14 protein-coding genes are annotated in these 16,243 nt (G+C 66.1%); 13 read left to right on the forward strand and 1 reads right to left on the reverse strand.

The window, feature by feature from the left end:
- Nucleotides 1-91 precede the first annotated feature (91 nt).
- The 7 genes from pilB to C8D93_RS10815 all read left to right on the forward strand — a co-directional run bounded on the left by pilB (nt 92) and on the right by C8D93_RS10815 (nt 5,565).
- Nucleotides 92-1,825 carry a type IV-A pilus assembly ATPase PilB gene (gene pilB, locus C8D93_RS10785; RefSeq protein WP_110265208.1) on the forward strand — a complete coding sequence of 578 codons (1,734 nt, stop codon included), beginning with the start codon at nt 92-94 and terminating at the stop codon, nt 1,823-1,825.
- A 30-nt stretch (nt 1,826-1,855) separates the two neighbouring features.
- On the forward strand, nt 1,856-3,076 hold the full coding sequence (locus tag C8D93_RS10790; protein WP_110265209.1) for a type II secretion system F family protein: 1,221 nt from the start codon (nt 1,856-1,858) through the stop codon (nt 3,074-3,076).
- 294 nt (nt 3,077-3,370) lie between these two features.
- Nucleotides 3,371-3,622, forward strand: a complete 252-nt coding sequence (locus tag C8D93_RS10795) for an AbrB/MazE/SpoVT family DNA-binding domain-containing protein (RefSeq protein ID WP_110265210.1) — start codon at nt 3,371-3,373, stop codon at nt 3,620-3,622.
- A complete protein-coding gene (locus C8D93_RS10800) occupies nt 3,619-4,014 on the forward strand; it encodes a type II toxin-antitoxin system VapC family toxin (RefSeq protein ID WP_110265211.1) in 396 nt (131 codons plus the stop codon). The genes C8D93_RS10795 and C8D93_RS10800 overlap by 4 nt, the downstream gene beginning before the upstream one ends.
- Before the next feature lie 96 nt (nt 4,015-4,110).
- Complete coding sequence (locus C8D93_RS10805) at nt 4,111-4,977, forward strand: prepilin peptidase (RefSeq protein ID WP_110265212.1); 867 nt, start codon at nt 4,111-4,113, stop codon at nt 4,975-4,977.
- A gap of 77 nt (nt 4,978-5,054) precedes the next feature.
- A complete protein-coding gene (locus C8D93_RS10810; RefSeq protein ID WP_110265213.1) occupies nt 5,055-5,309 on the forward strand; it encodes a type II toxin-antitoxin system Phd/YefM family antitoxin in 255 nt (84 codons plus the stop codon).
- Nucleotides 5,302-5,565, forward strand: coding sequence for a Txe/YoeB family addiction module toxin (locus C8D93_RS10815; protein WP_110265214.1), 264 nt, complete (start codon nt 5,302-5,304; stop codon nt 5,563-5,565). The genes C8D93_RS10810 and C8D93_RS10815 overlap by 8 nt, the downstream gene beginning before the upstream one ends.
- A gap of 41 nt (nt 5,566-5,606) precedes the next feature.
- On the opposite strand, the gene C8D93_RS10820 is transcribed toward C8D93_RS10815, so the two are convergent.
- Nucleotides 5,607-6,245 (reverse strand): DNA-3-methyladenine glycosylase family protein, encoded by a 639-nt coding sequence (locus C8D93_RS10820; RefSeq protein ID WP_110265215.1) that lies wholly within the window; start codon nt 6,243-6,245, stop codon nt 5,607-5,609.
- Nucleotides 6,246-6,332: 87 nt separating this feature from the next.
- Between C8D93_RS10820 and C8D93_RS10825 the strand changes: the two genes are divergently transcribed.
- From C8D93_RS10825 to C8D93_RS10850, 6 genes are all read left to right on the forward strand, one after another.
- Nucleotides 6,333-7,511 (forward strand): vWA domain-containing protein, encoded by a 1,179-nt coding sequence (locus C8D93_RS10825; protein WP_110265216.1) that lies wholly within the window; start codon nt 6,333-6,335, stop codon nt 7,509-7,511.
- Between the two features lie 124 nt (nt 7,512-7,635).
- Nucleotides 7,636-8,313 carry a SanA/YdcF family protein gene (locus C8D93_RS10830; protein ID WP_110265217.1) on the forward strand — a complete coding sequence of 226 codons (678 nt, stop codon included), beginning with the start codon at nt 7,636-7,638 and terminating at the stop codon, nt 8,311-8,313.
- 131 nt (nt 8,314-8,444) lie between these two features.
- Nucleotides 8,445-10,640: a TonB-dependent siderophore receptor gene (locus C8D93_RS10835; RefSeq protein WP_110265218.1), complete on the forward strand. Its 2,196-nt coding sequence runs from the start codon at nt 8,445-8,447 to the stop codon at nt 10,638-10,640.
- 26 nt (nt 10,641-10,666) lie between these two features.
- A complete protein-coding gene (locus C8D93_RS10840; protein ID WP_245903884.1) occupies nt 10,667-12,910 on the forward strand; it encodes a TonB-dependent receptor in 2,244 nt (747 codons plus the stop codon).
- Between the two features lie 13 nt (nt 12,911-12,923).
- Nucleotides 12,924-13,934: a pyridoxamine 5'-phosphate oxidase family protein gene (locus C8D93_RS10845; protein WP_110265220.1), complete on the forward strand. Its 1,011-nt coding sequence runs from the start codon at nt 12,924-12,926 to the stop codon at nt 13,932-13,934.
- A 6-nt stretch (nt 13,935-13,940) separates the two neighbouring features.
- A complete protein-coding gene (locus C8D93_RS10850; RefSeq protein WP_110265221.1) occupies nt 13,941-16,193 on the forward strand; it encodes a TonB-dependent receptor in 2,253 nt (750 codons plus the stop codon).
- Nucleotides 16,194-16,243: the final 50 nt, after the last annotated feature.

Genomic DNA, 16,243 nt, shown 5'->3' on the forward strand with positions numbered 1-16,243 from the left:
CCCTTGGTCGTGCCCAGGCGGCGCTCACGATGATTGACTGGGTCCCGCCAGCTTCTATAGTGGCGTGGTTCGCAACTTGGCGCCACATCGCATGACCATCGCGCAGCAGTCTCAAACGGGTGTGTTCCTCAGTGGTCTGGCACGACGGCTGGTCGTCGACGGCCTGCTGACGGAAGAGGCGGCCAAGACCCATCAGATCAAGGCGCAAAAGGCCGGGCAGCCCTTGGTCGCAGCGCTTGTTGAGGCCAAGGCTGTTAATCCGGCAGCGATCGCGGAAGCAGCGAGCGCGGAGTTCGGCGTCCCGCAGCTGGACCTGAGTGCGGTCGAGCTTGACTTCGCAGCGGCCAAGGAACTCAGCGAGAAGGTACTGCGCAAGGCGCATGCCCTGCCGCTGTTCAAGCGCGGCAAGAAGACCTACGTGGCGGTCTCGGACCCCACGAATCTTGCGGCGCTAGACGAGATCAAGTTTGCCACCGGCCAGCAAACCGAGGCCGTGATCGTCGAGGAAGACAAGCTCGCCAAGTTGCTGGACGCTGCCATTCAGGCCCAGAGCGAGACGCACATGGACCTGGGCGAGGCTGGCCTGGAGGATCTGGAGGTCGAGGGGGGGGAGGCAGAGGCCGGTCACGATGTCACCAGAGCGGACGCCGAAGATGCGCCTATCATCCGCTATATCAACAAGATACTGGTCGATGCGATCAATGCTGGTGCATCCGACATCCACTTTGAGCCTTACGAAAAGACCTTCCGCATCCGCTATCGTCGGGACGGCGAACTCAAGACCATTGCTCAACCGCCCATCTCACAGGCTCAGAGGCTCGCCGCGCGCGTGAAGGTCATGTCGCGCCTGGACCTAGCCGAAAGGCGTGTTCCGCAGGACGGTCGCATCAAGCTGTACCTGTCGAAGACGCGGGCGATCGACTTCCGCGTCAGCACCTGCCCGACGCTGTTCGGTGAGAAAATTGTCTGCCGTATCCTCGACCCTTCCAGCGCCAAGCTGGGCATCGACGCGCTGGGCTACGAGCCTGAGCAGAAGGAGGCTTACCTGAAGGCTTTGGAACAGCCCCAGGGAATGATTCTGGTCACGGGCCCAACCGGCTCGGGCAAGACCGTTTCGCTCTACACCGGCCTGAACATCCTCAACACCGACGATATCAACATCTCCACGGCCGAGGACCCTGCGGAAATCAATTTGCCGGGTATCAATCAGGTGAACGTGAATCCGAAGGTCGGCCTGACCTTCGCCGCGGCCCTGCGCTCGTTTCTCCGACAGGATCCGGACGTGATCATGGTCGGCGAAATCCGTGACTTGGAAACGGCCGAGATTGCCATCAAGGCAGCCCAGACCGGCCACCTGGTGCTCTCCACGTTGCATACGAATGATGCTCCGCAGACCATCGTCCGCATGATGAACATGGGCGTACCGGCCTACAACCTCGCGTCCACCCTCACATTGATCATTGCACAGCGTCTTGCACGCCGCTTGTGTGGCAGCTGCAAGCGGCCTGCAAACATTCCCAAGCCGGAAATGCTGCGCCAGGGCTTCTCCGAGGAGGAGATTGGCCGCCCCGACTTCGCCATCCACGAAGCCGTCGGATGCGACCAGTGCGAGAACAGTGGCTACAAGGGGCGTACCGGCATCTACCAGGTAATGCCGTTCTCGGATGCCATGGGGCGCATCATCATGGAAGGTGGCAATGCCATCGACATTGCCGATCAAGCCAAGAAGGAGGGCATCAAGGACCTGCGACAGGCAGCGCTGGTGAAGGTCCGCAATGGGGTCATTGATCTGCTGCAGGCGAATGCCTGTACGATGGGCGAATAAGCAGCCTTTCGGGGCACTCAGGGAACGGCGATGGCACAGGCGACGACTGTCAAGGAAGCGATATTTCGTTGGGAAGGCCTTGACCGCAAGGGCAACCGGGTCAAAGGTCAGTCACAGGGCCCCTCCGACAATTTTGTCAAGCAGCAACTGCGCAAGCAGGGCATTGTCCCTGTCGTGGTGCGCAAGCAGTCTGCCCTGTTCGGGCCGCGGAAGAAAAAAATTACCGCCGGGGACATCGCCATCTTCTTGCGGCAGATGGCGACGATGATGAGCGCCGGCGTGCCGCTGGTGCAGTCGCTGGAGATCGTCGGACGCGGTCACGAGAACCCCAGCGTGGGCGAAATGATCATGGGGATAAAGGCCCACATCGAGGGCGGCAACTCTTTCGCGGCCGGCCTCGGCCAGTTTCCGCTCTACTTCGACGATCTGGTCGTGAACCTGGTCGATGCCGGCGAAAAGTCAGGCACTTTGGAGACGCTGCTCGACAAGGTGGCCACCTATAAAGAAAAGACCGAGGCGATCAAGAAGAAGGTCAAGAAGGCACTGACTTACCCGACGGCGGTCATCATCGTCGCCTTCATCGTTACCGGCATCCTGTTGTACTTCGTCGTCCCGCAGTTCCAGGATCTGTTCCAGGGGTTCGGCGCCGATCTGCCCGCGTTTACGCTGATGGTCATCGGGCTGTCTAAGTTCGTGCAGGCCAAGTGGTGGCTGATACTCGCGGTTGTCGGCGGCACCGGGTTTACTCTGTTCGAGCTAAACCGGCGTTCCGCGCGCTTCAGAAAGCTCAAGGATCGCGTGCTGCTGAAGGTGCCGGTCATGGGAGACATTCTTTACAAGTCCGCTGTCGCCCGCTACGCGAGAACGCTGTCCACCATGTTCGCAGCCGGCGTTCCGCTGGTGGAAGCGATGACCCCTGTTGCCAAGGCGACCGGCAACATCGTTTTCCAGGACGCCGTGATGATCATGCGCGATCAGGTCTCGACCGGTCAGCAGCTGCAGTTGACGATGCAGCAATCGGGCATTTTCCCCAACATGGCGACGCAGATGGTGGCGATCGGCGAAGAGTCGGGCTCGCTCGATGCCATGTGCGCCAAGGTGGCCGACTTCTACGAAGCCGAGGTCGACAACCTTGTGGATACGCTATCGAGTCTGCTCGAACCGATGATCATGTCGGTTCTCGGCGTGCTCGTCGGCGGCCTGGTCGTGGCCATGTACCTGCCGATCTTCAAGCTCGGTCAGGCGATTTGAGGGGTTCACACTGCAAGGGGCCGCTCACCCAACCCCGGGGCGTTCGCCGGGTAGGGAGTGCTACCGGCAGCCCATGAGATCGCCCTGCTCACTCCCGCACGCTGGGAGGAGTTTGAGCGGGGTCCCAGGCCGAGTGTTCGGCCCGCCGGGGGGAACTTAAGCCATTGAAGTCACTGTCTCGCACCGGGGCGGCGGTCGCGACCCGGTGTGGCACAGGCGAACGGCGCCAGATTGCGTTGACATCGCCCAGATGTAAGGAAACAATGCCTTACATCCATCAACGCTCGCTATCCAATGACAACACTCTCGATCACCAGCAAAGGACAAGTAACTCTCAAGAAGGATTTGTTGAAACACCTCGGAACGCAGCCGGGCGATCAACTCGATGTCCATACACTCCCGGGCGGTCGCATCGAGATCGTTGCAGCGCCGAAAAAGGACATCGGCGGATTCATCGGGCTGCTTGCCGGCAAAAGCGCCAAGTGCGCCAGCATTGATGAGATTAACGAGGCTGCCGCGAAAGGCTGGGCTGGAAAGGCGCGGTGAATATCACTGCCGACACGAACGTACTGATCCGAAGTGTCGTCCAGGACGATCTCCGACAGGCAGCGTCTGCCGATCGCCTGCTGAGAAAGGCCGAGCTGATTGCCGTCACGCTGCCCTGCCTCTGCGAGTTCGCGTGGGTGCTGGATCGGCTCTATGGTTTCAAACGACACGACATCGCAACGGCGATTCGCGCGCTGCTCGATGCGAGAAGCGTGGTGGTTGATCGGCCCGGTGCCGCTGCCGGGCTTGCAGTGCTCGAAGCCGGCGGCGACTTCGCTGATGGCGTTATTGCCTACGAGGGTGCCAAGCTCGGCGGCGATACATTCGTATCCTTCGACAAACAGGCAGTGAAGTTACTGCAGGCCAGCGGCGCAAGTGCGCGATTGCCTTGAGCTTGCAGATGCTGATCAAAGTGGCGGCTCACAGGGCTTGCTTGGCCGTGGTGGAGCGGTCGCGCCTGAAGGCGCTCCTACAGGATTCCTGATCTGATGACTTTTCTTGATGCGTTGCGCAGCAGCCCGGGCCTGCTGATCTCCGCCACCGTGCTGCTTGGCCTGATCGTCGGCAGCTTCCTCAATGTCGTGATCCTGCGGCTGCCGCGGATGATGGAGCGGGCGTGGCGGCAGGAGGCGCGCGAGATCCTGGAGCTGCCGGCGGTCGACGAGCCGCCGCTTTCGCTGCTGCGGCCGGCATCCACCTGTCCGCAGTGCGGCACGGCCATCCGCCCCTGGCACAACGTCCCGGTACTGGGCTGGCTGTGGCTGCGCGGTCGCTGCGCGAGCTGCAGCACGCGCATCTCGGTGCAATACCCGCTGGTGGAGCTGGCGTCCGGCCTGCTCGCCGGCCTGTGTGCGCTGAAGTTCGGCTGGAGCGCGCAGCTGGCCGCGGCGCTGGTGTTCACCTGGGGGCTGCTGACGCTGGCAGTGATCGATCTGCGCACGACTCTGCTGCCGGACAACCTGACCCTGCCCCTGCTGTGGCTGGGACTCGGTCTGAGCCTTGCGCCGGTGTTCGCGGCGCCCGAAGCCGCCATCGTCGGCGCGCTGGCCGGCTATCTCAGCCTCTGGTTCGTGTTCCAGGGCTTCAAGCTGCTGACCGGCAAGGAGGGCATGGGCTACGGCGACTTCAAGCTGCTCGCGGCAATCGGCGCCTGGCTCGGCTGGTCGGCGCTGCCAATGGTGATCCTGTTGTCCTCGCTGGTCGGTGCGGTGGTCGGCATCGGCATGATCCTGCTGCTGCGCCACGACCGCCGGGTGCCGATTCCGTTCGGCCCGTATCTCGCCGCGGCCGGATGGCTGGGGATGATGTACGGCGAGACGCTGAAAGGCGCGTACTTCAGCGCCGTGGGCCTGTAGATCGAGGCGCGGCCTCAGCGATTGCCCAGCCGGCCTTGCCTCGATAGACTTGTCCCATATATAGGACAAGTCACGCCATGAAAGTCATTAATTTCTCCGAGGCGCGCAGCAAGCTGAAGCAGGTCTTCGACTCGGTTGTGGACGATGCCGACTACGCCATTATTTCGCGCAGGGACGCACCCGACGCCGTGCTGATGTCGCTGGACACATTCAACAGCATGATGGAAACCGTCCACCTGCTGAAGACGCCGGCCAACGCCGCGCATCTGGCGCGATCTATCGAACAGCTCCGCAAGGGGAAAACACGGGTGCGGAAGCTTTCGGATGCCTAGCCGCGTGGTCTGGACCGCTGCCGCGTGGGAGGATTACCTCTACTGGCAGACCCAGGACCGAAAGACGCTCAAGCGCATCAATTCCCTGATCCGGGATGCACTGCGCAACCCATTCATCGGCATTGGAAAGCCGGAGCCCTTGAAAGCGAATCTCAGCGGCTTCTGGTCACGCCGGATCGACGACACGCACCGGCTGGTGTACGCCGTGTCGGGCGAGGATCTGGCGATCGTCGCCTGTCGATACCACTACGAATGATCCTTGCCCGGGGGCTGCGTCCGCGGCAGTGAAGCCGTTGCTCAGTTCCACGTCTGCGTCACCGGGTCCGCGTGACGCCACAGATACCAGCTCGCGACCGAACGGTACGGCGCCCAGGGACGCGTGATGCTCAGCGTGCGCCGGTCGGATAGCACGCGCCCCTTGCCGTAGAGCTGATTGATGCCGCGGCGCAGGCCGACGTCGTCCATCGCGAACAAGTCGAGCCGGTGCAGCGCGAAGATCAGGAACATCTCGGCGGTCCAGCGCCCGATGCCGGGCAGCGCGTCGAGCACCTCGATCGCAGCCTCGTCGTCCATGCGCTTGAGCGTCGCGAAGTCCAGCGCGCCGCTCGCGGTCTGTGCGCCGAGGAACTGCAGCCACTTGGCCTTGGATTGCGACAGGCCGCAGGCGCGCAGCGCGTCCATTTCCGCGGACGCCAGCCGCGCTGCGGAGATGCGGCCACGCTCGCCGAAGGCAGCGACGACGCGCGCCTGTATCGTGTCGGCCGCGCGGCTGGAAATCTGCTGGCTGATGATCGAGGCGCACAGCACCTGAAACGGCTCGCGGCGGCGCGCAGCCAGCCCGCAGGGACCGAAGCGGTCGATCAGCGTGCGCATCACCGGGTCGCAGTCCGCGAGGTGCTGCTCGGCGGTACGCAGTCGTTCGTGGATCGTGGGCATGGGGGGAGATTAGCCTGAAGTCCGTCCGGGTGCGGGCCCCGATCGTGCCCGGATGACTACAATGGCCCCAGACTCCGGAGCCGACCCGTGCTGTTCACCTTCTTCTTCACCCTGCGCGCCGCGGGACTCAAGCCGTCCCTGAGCGAGTTCCTGACGCTGCTCGAGGCGCTGGCCCGGCACGTGGCGATCTTCTCGCTGGAGGATTTCTATCACCTGTCGCGCGCGGCGCTGGTCAAGGACGAAACCCAGTTCGACCGCTTCGACCGTGCGTTCGCCGCCTACTTCAAAGGCGTCGAGGCCGTCACCGGCGAGCTGTTCGGCGAGATTCCCGAGGAGTGGCTGCGCAAGATGGCCGAGCGCCATTTCACCGAGGAGGAAAAGGCCAAGATCCAGGCCCTCGGCGGCCTCGACAAGCTGATCGAAACGCTCAAGCAGCGCCTCGAGGAGCAGAAGGGTCGCCATCAGGGCGGCAACAAGTGGATCGGCACCGGCGGCACCTCGCCGTTCGGTCACGGCGGCTTCAACCCGGAGGGCATCCGCATCGGCGGTGCCGGCGGCGGCAAGTCCGCGGTCAAGGTCTGGGAGAAGCGCGAGTACCGCAACCTTGACGACACCATCGAACTGGGCACGCGCAACATCAAGATCGCGCTGCGCCGGCTGCGCCGCTTCGCCCGCGAGGGCGCGCCCGAAGTGCTGGACATGGACGACACCATCACCAGCACGGCGCGCAATGCCGGCTATCTCGACATCAAGATGGTGCCGGAGCGGCACAACGCGGTGAAGGTGCTGCTGTTCCTCGACGTGGGCGGTTCGATGGACCCGCACGTGCGTGTCTGCGAGGAGCTGTTCAGCGCGTGCAAGACCGAGTTCAAGCACCTGGAGTACTTCTACTTCCACAACTTCCTCTACGAGACGGTGTGGAAGGACAACGCGCGGCGCCACAGCGAGAAGATCCCGGTCTTCGACATCCTTCACAAGTACACGCCGGACTACAAGGTGATCTTCGTCGGCGATGCGACGATGAGCCCCTATGAGATCGTGCATCCGGGCGGCAGCGTGGAACACTGGAACGAAGAGGCCGGCGCGGTGTGGTTCAAGCGCGTGATGGACGTGTTTCCCAAGCTGGTCTGGCTCAACCCCGAACCGGAGTCGCACTGGGAGTACACGCCGTCGGTGCAGGTGGCCAACGAGCTGCTCGGCCCGGAACGCATGTTCCCGATGACCCTCGCCGGCCTCGAGCAGGCCATGCGGCGACTGACGCGCTGAACGGCCCGGCGGCCGCGACGCGCACGGCGCCGCGCCGCGACCGTCCGGCTAGAATGACCGGCATGTCCGCGAGGAGAGAATGCATGACCGCCGCCCCTGACCGCAGCCGCGGGGGTCATTCGCCTTGAAGCCCTCCACACGACGCTTCCTGCGGCGCTGGATCAGCTTCGGCGCGGTCATGCTGGCGCTGGCGGTGCTCGGCGCCAATCGCTGGGTCATCAACAGCACCGATGCCTACGTCTTCAAGGACTGGGCCCTGCTGCCGTTCAACGAGGTCGGCGTGGTACTGGGCACCAGCAAGTACATGCAGAGCGGCAAGCCCAGCCCGGAATTCCGCTGGCGCGTCACCGCTGCCGCGGAGCTGTACCGGAACGGCAAGGTCAAGCACCTGATCGTCAGCGGTGCCAACCCGGACGAGACCTACAACGAGCCGCGGCACATGTACCGCGAGCTGGTGGCGCAGGGGGTGCCGGAATCGGCGATCACGATGGATTTCGCCGGCTTCCGCACCTTCGACTCGGTGATCCGCGCCAAGGCCGTGTTCGGGCTCGACCGCTTCACCATCGTCACGCAGAAGTACCACAGCTACCGCGCCGTCTTCATCGGCCGCAAGATGGACCTGAACGTCGTTGCCTATCTCGCCCCGGCAACCAGCGACGGCGGCCCCGGCAACCGCCACCCCGTGCGCGAGGTCTTCGCGCGGATGAAGGCCGTGCTCGACATCTTCCTGCTGCGCACCGAGCCGCGCTTCCTCGGCGACCCGCACCCGATCCAGCTCGCCCCCGAGGCCGAACCCGCCTGAACCGGCCCCGGTCGTTCCGGCCCCGCGCAGCTCTGCGTTGCGATCAGTTATGAGAATCGTTATCGTTTCTCTTTCCAATTGATCGATCGCCGCCTCCGCCGTGGAGGCGCGATGCAGTCCCGGGGGCATCCATGCGTTTCTTGACCATCGTCGCGCTGGCCGGCGCGTCCGCGTGGCCGACCGCCGGCCGGGCGACGGATGACGCGTCGCCAGCGGACGGGGACACCGGCCTGTACGACACCGTCCCCGTCGTCCGGGAACGGCCGGACGACGAGGTGCCGGTGCAGCTCGCACCGCTGGAAATCACCGGTCATGCCGACGCCCTGCCGCGCTACCTCGCCGACCGCGCCAGCAGCGCGACGAAAGCCGATACGCCACTGGTCGAGACGCCGCAGTCAATCTCGGTGATCAGCGCCGAACGCCTGCTCGATCTCGGCGCACTGACGCTGCAGGACGCGCTGCGCTACACCGCCGGCGTCCGCAGCGATGCCTACGGTTTCGATTCGCGCGGCGACTTCGCCAACATCCGCGGCACCGCCTACGTGCCCTACCGCGACGGCCTGCGCGCACAGTTCGGCTACTACAACAACGTGCGGCCCGATGTGTACGCGCTGCAATCGGTGGAGGTGCTTCGCGGACCTTCATCGGTGCTCTACGGCCAGGGCACCAGCGGTGGCATGGTCAACGTGACGTCCAAGCGGCCGCAGCCGGCCTTCGCGCACGAGTTGCGCGCGGAATTCGGCGAGTACGCGCGCCGGCAGCTCGCGCTGGACACGACCGGTCCGCTGACCGGCGACGGCTCGCTGCTGTACCGCCTCGTCGCGCTGATGCGCGAATCGGATACGCAGGTCGATTTCGTCGGCAGCGACCGCTGGTTCGTCGCGCCGTCGCTGAGCTGGCACCCGACGCCGTGGCTGAGCTGGACCGTGCTCGGCAACTTCCAGCGCGACGAGTCCGGCTCGTCGACGGCGTTCCTGCCCTGGGAGGGCACGGTGCTGCCGAGCCGCAACGGCCGGATTCCGACCGGACGCTTCGTCAGCGAACCCGACTACGACCGCTACGACACGCAGCAGGATGCGGTGACCTCGCTGCTGCGGATCGACCTGGGCGAACGCTGGTCGCTGCACCAGAACCTGCGCTACGTCGACAGCGGCGCCGTGTACCGCTCGCTGTATCCGAACGTCTACGTCGGCGATCCGTACCAGCTCGACCCGATCCAGCGGCGCCGCGTGCTGCGCGTCACTAACGCCAGCGACACCGACGCGCGTGCGCTGACCGCCGACCATCGCCTGCAGGGCCAGTGGCGCTGGGGGCCGGTCGAACAGACCGTGCTGGTCGGCGTCGACGCCACCGACGTGCGCCTGCGCGAGGTGGCCGGCACGCTGAGCATCCCGCAGATCATCCAGCAAGGCCGCTTCGACCTGTACGAGCCGGTCTACGGCAACTACATCGTGCCGGACACGGCACGGGTGCCGGATCTGGAACTGCGGCAGACCGGCGTCTACATCCAGGACCAGATCCGCTTCGGCGATCGTCTCATCCTGTTGCTCGGCGCGCGCTACGACGACGCCAGCTCGGAAAGCGTCGGCAACACGCCGCCGGTCGAGAACAGCGAAACCTCGCTGCGTGCCGGCCTGCTGTATCGCTTCGATGCCGGCTGGGCGCCCTACGTCAGTTACTCCGAATCCTTCGAGCCGGTCGCCGACTTCGACGCCGATGGCAATCCGTTCAAGCCGGTGCGCGGCGAGCAGATCGAAGCCGGCGTGAAGTTCGAATCCGCCGACGGCGGCGCCCTGTTCACCCTCGCCGCTTTCGACATCGAAGAGACCAACCGGCTGGCGCCCGGCGACACGCCGGCGGAACAGAAGCAGCTCGGCATCGCGGAGATCCGCGGTTTCGAGTTCGAAGCCATGACGCGGTGGTTCGATGCCCTCGATCTGCTGCTGTCGTACACCTATCTGGACGGGCACAGCGACGAAGGCCCGAACGCCGACGAGGCCACGCGCATCCAGAACATTGCCGCCCTGCCCCGGCATAGCGCGACGGCGTGGCTACGCTGGCGCTTCGCGCTGTTCGGTCTGCCCGGCTTCTCGATCGGCGGCGGCGCGCGGTATACCGCCACCCTGCCATCCGAGGGCGGCACGGTCGAAGTGCCGGCTGTCACGCTGTTCGATGCGATGGCTGCCTGGGAATCCGAGCACTGGCGCATCGCCGTCAACGGCACCAACCTCGAGGACGAGTCGGTCCTGTCGATCTGCCTCGAGCGCGGCGACTGCTTCTACGGCTCGCGGCGCAACGTCGTCGGCAGTGTCGCCTACCGTTTCTGATGCGCCTCGCCACGTCGATCCGGGCCGTGCTAACGGCGAGCGCCTTCATCGTCACGACGTCGGCGACCGCCGAGGACGCGCCGCCCGGAACGATCCCCGTCGAACCCCTGCGCACTGCAGCGCCCCCCGAGGCTGAAGCATCGCGCGCCACCCCCGTGGGCCTGGAGACCATCGTCGTCACCGGCGAGCTGATCGCGCGCGATGCCGACCAGACCACCAGCAGCGTCGCCGTGCATACCGGCGCGGAGATCGAGCGCAGCACCGCGCTCGATGTCTACGATGTGATCCGCGCCACGCCCAACGCCGGCCTGGAGGACAGTGACTACGGCTTCGGCGGCATGACGCTGCGCGGCATCGGCAGCTACGGCGCGAGCGGCGCCGGTGCCTACGCGTCGTACGGCACGACCAATGTCGTCGTCATCGACGGCGTCGGCCTGCCGCGCTCGGCACTGAGCTACGCTGATCTGTCCGCCCTCGACCTCGACACCGTCGAGATCTTCCGCGGTCCGCAGTCCACCAGCCAGGGCCGCAATGCGATGGGCGGTGCGGTGGTGATCAACAGCATCGCGCCGGAGCCCCTGCCCGCATTCACCGGCCAGGCCCGCGGCCGCATCGCGGGCGGAGACGATGGCCATCGGCAGTACGCCGGCGCGGCGGAAGCGACGCTGTGGCCAGACGTGTTCGCACTGCGCGGTGTCTACGACGATCGCCGCGACGACGGCGACATCACCAACACGACGCGCAACGAGGACGACGCGGCACGCCGCGACAGCCGCAGCCTGCGCCTGCGCGCGCGACTGCGGCCCGGCGGCACAGACAGCCCCTACGACGTGCTGTTCGGCGTCGCCGACGTCGAGCAGTCCCGCGGCAGCACCTACGTGCAGCTCGAGCACGAGCACGACCGTGTGGCGCGCAACGACCAGCCGCAGGACTTCGACAACCGCTCGCAGCTGTACTCGATCGACCAGCGACTGCAGCTCGGCGACGCCTGGACGCTGCGCGCCGTCAGCGCATGGTTCCGCTCCGGGACCCTGAGTCGCTTCGACACCGACTACGACGAACGCAACGGCGGCGCGACGGTGCAGCGCGAGGACTCGGACGGCTTCTCGCAGGAGCTGCGGCTGAACTACACCGGCGAGCGCGTCCGCGGCACCGTCGGCGCCTACTTCTACGACGAGTCCAACCAGGACCGGAGTGACGGCTACCTCGACCTCAATTTCGTGCTGGGCTTCACCGGCCTCTGCGCCGTCCAGGTCGTCTGTACCCTGCCGCTCGGCAACATCGTCTTCGAGTCCGGACTGCCGTCGGATGTGAAGGACATGGCGGTGTTCGGCGAACTGGACTGGGACGCGACCGACCGACTGACGCTCACCGCCGGTCTGCGGGCCGATCGCGAGGAGAACCGCCGGGTGTTCGAGACCGCCTACGCCGGAGACTCGCTGACCGCCAGCCTGCTGGTCGCCACCTTGCGCGGCAGCGTGCTGCCGGCGGATGCCGAAGTGCCCGTGTCGCGCGAATTCTCCGAGGTACTGCCGAAATTCGCAGCGCGCTATGCGCTGTTCGACCACTGGTATCTCGGTGCCGCCTACGCCAAGGGCTACCGTCCGGGCGGCGACGGCTACAACCAGGTCTCCGGGCGCTACTTCAGCTTCGATTCCGAACGCACGCGCAACACCGAACTGTCGCTCAAGGGCACGCACACCCCGTGGCGGCTGCAGGCGGCGCTCAACCTGTTCCACACGCGCTGGGACGACATGCAGGTCCAGGGTGGCGAAGGCATCGACAACTACATGGAGAACGCCGGCCGCGCGACGATCCGCGGCGGCGAACTGGAATTGCGCTGGCGCGCGCTCGACGCCCTGCAGATCGTCGGCGGTTTCGGCCTGACCCGCGGCCGCTTCGACGCGTACATCAGCACGCAGGGCGAGGACTTCGCCGGCAACCGCCTGCCCAAGGCGCCGACGTACACGGGCGTGCTCGCACTCGAATGGATGCCGCTGCCCGGCCTGCTGATCCGCCCGGATGTTCTCTGGATCGGCGCGACGCCCGCCAACGCCGACAACAATCCCGTGCACGAACTGTCAGGCTACCGACTGCTCAACCTTGCGGTGCGCTGGCAGTCCGGCAACTGGAGCCTGTTCTTCGCTGGCACCAATCTGGCCGACGAGCACTACCGCAAGGACGCCAACAACTTCGGCAGTGCCGGCTACGACGTCGTCAGCCTCGGCGAACGGCGGCGATTGAGCGGCGGCATCGAGTTCGCATTCTGAGGAATCGCACGACATGACTGACGCAACGATCCGCGATGTCGCCACGCTCGAGGCTATCGTCGGCAAGGTGCCCGGCCCGCTCGACATGAAGGTCATGGACCATCTCGATGACAGTGCCCTGCGCTGGCTGACGCTGTCGCCGCTGCTGTTCGTCGCGTTCGGATCGGGCACGCGCATCGGCATCACGCCGGGCAGCGGCGCGCCGGGCTTCGTCGAGGCCGACGGTGCGCGACGCCTGCGGCTGCCCGTCGCCTCGCTCGATGAACCGACGCTGGCACAGCCGGGCGACGGCTTCGGCACCCTCATGCTGCTGCCGGGCGTGGCGGAAACGCTGCGCGTCAACGGTCGCGTCGCGGCCATCGACCGGAACGCGATCGAACTGGCCATCGACGAGTGCTACCTGCACTGCGCCAAGGCGCTGATCCGCTCGGACTTCTGGGCGGCGTCGCCACGCAGCGACGTACCGGACGCGAGCGAAGCCTTTCTCGGCGAAACCCGCTTCATGGCGCTGGCGACGGTCGACGCGAACGGCCGCGCCGACGTCAGCCCCAAGGGCGATCCGGCCGGCACGATGTTGAGACGGCACGATGGCGCCGTCTGGTATGCGGATCGTCCGGGCAACCGCCGCGTCGACAGCTTCCGCAACCTGCTCACGCAGCCGCGCCTCGCTGCGATTGCGCTGATTCCCGGATCGAGCCGCATCGCCGTGCTCGGCGGCAGCGCAACGATCACCACGGACGAGACGATGCGAAACGCCTTCAGCGTGCGCGAACGCGTCCCCAGGATCGTCACCCGCGTCGATGCACCGGCGCTGGCGATTCGCGACAGCGCCGCACTCGCGCGGCTGGCTCCGTGGCCGCTTACCACTAGGCCCGCCGACGTCGATGCCGCGGCGATGTTCGCCACGCACGTCCAGCAGAGCACGGCCACGGGCATGCAGGCGAAGCTCGCGCGTGCGGCGCTGAAGATTCCGGGCCTGATGAGGAAGGGCTTGGACCACGACTACAAGAACAACCTGTACTGATCGGCGATGCTCCCTTTGTCCGCCCCCGGCCGCCTCGCCCTGATCCTGCTGTCGATGCTGCCGGCAGCGTCCCTCGCGCAGCAGGCCGACGACACGCCGCTGCCCGTCATCGACGTACCGCACTCCGACGACGCGGCACCCCCGGCCGATCCGCCGACGCATGGCGACGATGCCGTGCTGCTGCCGGTGATCGTCGTCACCGGCGAGAACCTCGAACGTGATCTGCATGAACTGGGCAGCAGCGTACAGGTGCTGCTTGCCGAGGACATCGCGTCGACGGCGATGGACGATGTCTACGACGCCTTCCTGCGCACGGCCAACGTCAATGCCAACACCTCGAAGCTCGGCGGCTTCGGCGGCTTCGTGATCCGCGGCATCTCCGACACCGGGGTGTCCGACGCGTCGGTCGGCTCGGTCGCGCCGCTGGCGAGCATCCTCGTCGACGGCGTGCCGCTGTCGATTGCCGGCGCGCGCGCCGGCCCGCTCGATTTCTGGGACATCGACACCGTCGAGGTCCTGCGCGGTCCGCAGTCCACCAATCAGGGACAGGGCGCGCTCGCCGGCGCGATCCTGCTGAACACGCGCGATCCGGACGAGACGTTCAACGTTCGCGGCCGCGTGCGACGCGGCGAGTACGGCAACGAGCAGCTTGCCGGCGCCGTCGGCACGCCGCTGGGCGGCGGCTTCGCGATCCGCGGTGCCATCCAGCACAGCGAGGCCGACAACGCCGCGTGGAACCTCACGCGCGGGGAACCGGCCAATGCGCAGGAGTCGAACAACGCCCGCGTGAAGCTCGGCTGGAGCGACGTATCGGAGCACGCGCCGTCGGTGCTGCTGAGCTACACGCGTGCCGATGCCTTCAAGGGTCAGGGCCAGCTCACCGGCGAGCCGCGAGACCGGCAGACCGTGGCCAACGATCCGGAGACACTGGAATCCGACTCCGAGCTGCTGGCCCTGCGCAGCCGTTTGCATCTATCTAAGCGCTGGTCGCTGGAGCTGATCAGCGGCTACGGCCAGACCGACCTGCGCAGCGAGGACGACTACAACACCAGCGCCGAACCCGATGGCGTGATCGTCAATACCAACGACGACCGCAGCCTGACGCAGGAGCTGCGCCTGCGCTTCGATGCACTGAACCTGTTCGGCCGCGATGCACGCGGCGTTATCGGCCTCTACGGCGCCGATCTCGACACCGACAGCACGCTGCGCGTGATCGACGGCAATGTCACCGGCGGCGAGCCGATCGACGCCTGGCTCGACATCGATTCCGACATCGATCAGCAGCGCCGCGGCTGGGCAGCGTTCGGCGAGATGGACTGGGACGTCGCGCAGGACTGGACGCTGACGCTGGGCCTGCGCGTTGATCAGGAGACCCTGGATTTCGCCTACGTCTCGGACTCGTCCCTGTCCATCCTGCAGGACGACGACTCGCTCCCGGGCGACCTGATCGGCGGCCTGATCGGTCCCGCGGTCGGCCTTCCGGCCGACGCCGAGGGTGCGGGCCGCAGCAAGACCACCGCGGTGCTGCCCAAGCTCGGCCTGCGCTGGCGCATCACCGATGAGCTGACCATGGGCGTGCTCGCGCAGCGCGCCTTCCGCGCCGGCGGGCTGTCGGTGAACTTCGTGCGCGGCACGTTCGAGGAGTTTGATCCGGAGTTCACCACGACCGGCGAGCTGTTCGTGCGTGCCGAGCTATGGGATCGCCGGCTGCGGCTGCGCGGCAACGTCTTCTACACCGACTGGCGCGAACAGCAGGTCGCCGTGCAGCTGTCGGATGACCCCAACGATGCGCAGACCGAGAATGCCGGACGGTCGCGTCTGTACGGTGCGGAACTCGAACTCGACACCGCATCGCTGCGGGGCTTCCGTGGGTTCGCGTCGCTGGGCTACGCACGCACCGAGTTCCTCGAGTTCGACAGCTCGGGCGGCGACTTCAGCGGCAACGAGTTCCCGAGTGCACCGCGCTGGCAGGGCGGCGCCGGCGTGCTGTGGGAGTACGGCGGCTATGGCCCCTATCTGCAGGTCGATGCCAACTTCATCGACGACACGTTCCGTCGCGCGGACAACGATCCGGAACAGACGTCCGACGCCTACACCCTGCTCAACGGTCGCGCCGGCTGGCGCTTCCGGCACTTCGAGCTGTACGTGATCGGCCGCAACCTGGCCGACCGCTTCTACGTGACGCAGCGCGCCTTCGGCAGCTTCATGGCCGGCGAGCCGCGCACGCTGATCGGCGGCGTCGAGTTCGACTGGGACTGATGTTCCGGGGCCGGCACCGGGCTGGCGCGGTATTTGCGCCCCGTGGAGCC

The sequence above is a fragment of the Sinimarinibacterium flocculans genome (assembly GCF_003201205.1).
In the GTDB taxonomy this organism is placed as follows: Bacteria; Pseudomonadota; Gammaproteobacteria; order Nevskiales; family Nevskiaceae; genus Solimonas; species Solimonas flocculans.

Excerpts from the sequence above, each read along its gene's own strand:
- pilB (WP_110265208.1), top strand. The coding sequence starts at position 92 with ATGACCATCGCGCAGCAGTCTCAAACGGGTGTGTTCCTCAGTGGTCTG.
- C8D93_RS10790 (WP_110265209.1), top strand. The coding sequence starts at position 1,856 with ATGGCACAGGCGACGACTGTCAAGGAAGCGATATTTCGTTGGGAAGGC.
- C8D93_RS10795 (WP_110265210.1), top strand. The coding sequence starts at position 3,371 with ATGACAACACTCTCGATCACCAGCAAAGGACAAGTAACTCTCAAGAAG.
- C8D93_RS10805 (WP_110265212.1), top strand. The coding sequence starts at position 4,111 with ATGACTTTTCTTGATGCGTTGCGCAGCAGCCCGGGCCTGCTGATCTCC.
- C8D93_RS10810 (WP_110265213.1), top strand. The coding sequence starts at position 5,055 with ATGAAAGTCATTAATTTCTCCGAGGCGCGCAGCAAGCTGAAGCAGGTC.
- C8D93_RS10815 (WP_110265214.1), top strand. The coding sequence starts at position 5,302 with ATGCCTAGCCGCGTGGTCTGGACCGCTGCCGCGTGGGAGGATTACCTC.
- C8D93_RS10820 (WP_110265215.1), bottom strand. The coding sequence starts at position 6,245 with ATGCCCACGATCCACGAACGACTGCGTACCGCCGAGCAGCACCTCGCG.
- C8D93_RS10835 (WP_110265218.1), top strand. The coding sequence starts at position 8,445 with ATGCGTTTCTTGACCATCGTCGCGCTGGCCGGCGCGTCCGCGTGGCCG.
- C8D93_RS10845 (WP_110265220.1), top strand. The coding sequence starts at position 12,924 with ATGACTGACGCAACGATCCGCGATGTCGCCACGCTCGAGGCTATCGTC.
- C8D93_RS10850 (WP_110265221.1), top strand. The coding sequence starts at position 13,941 with ATGCTCCCTTTGTCCGCCCCCGGCCGCCTCGCCCTGATCCTGCTGTCG.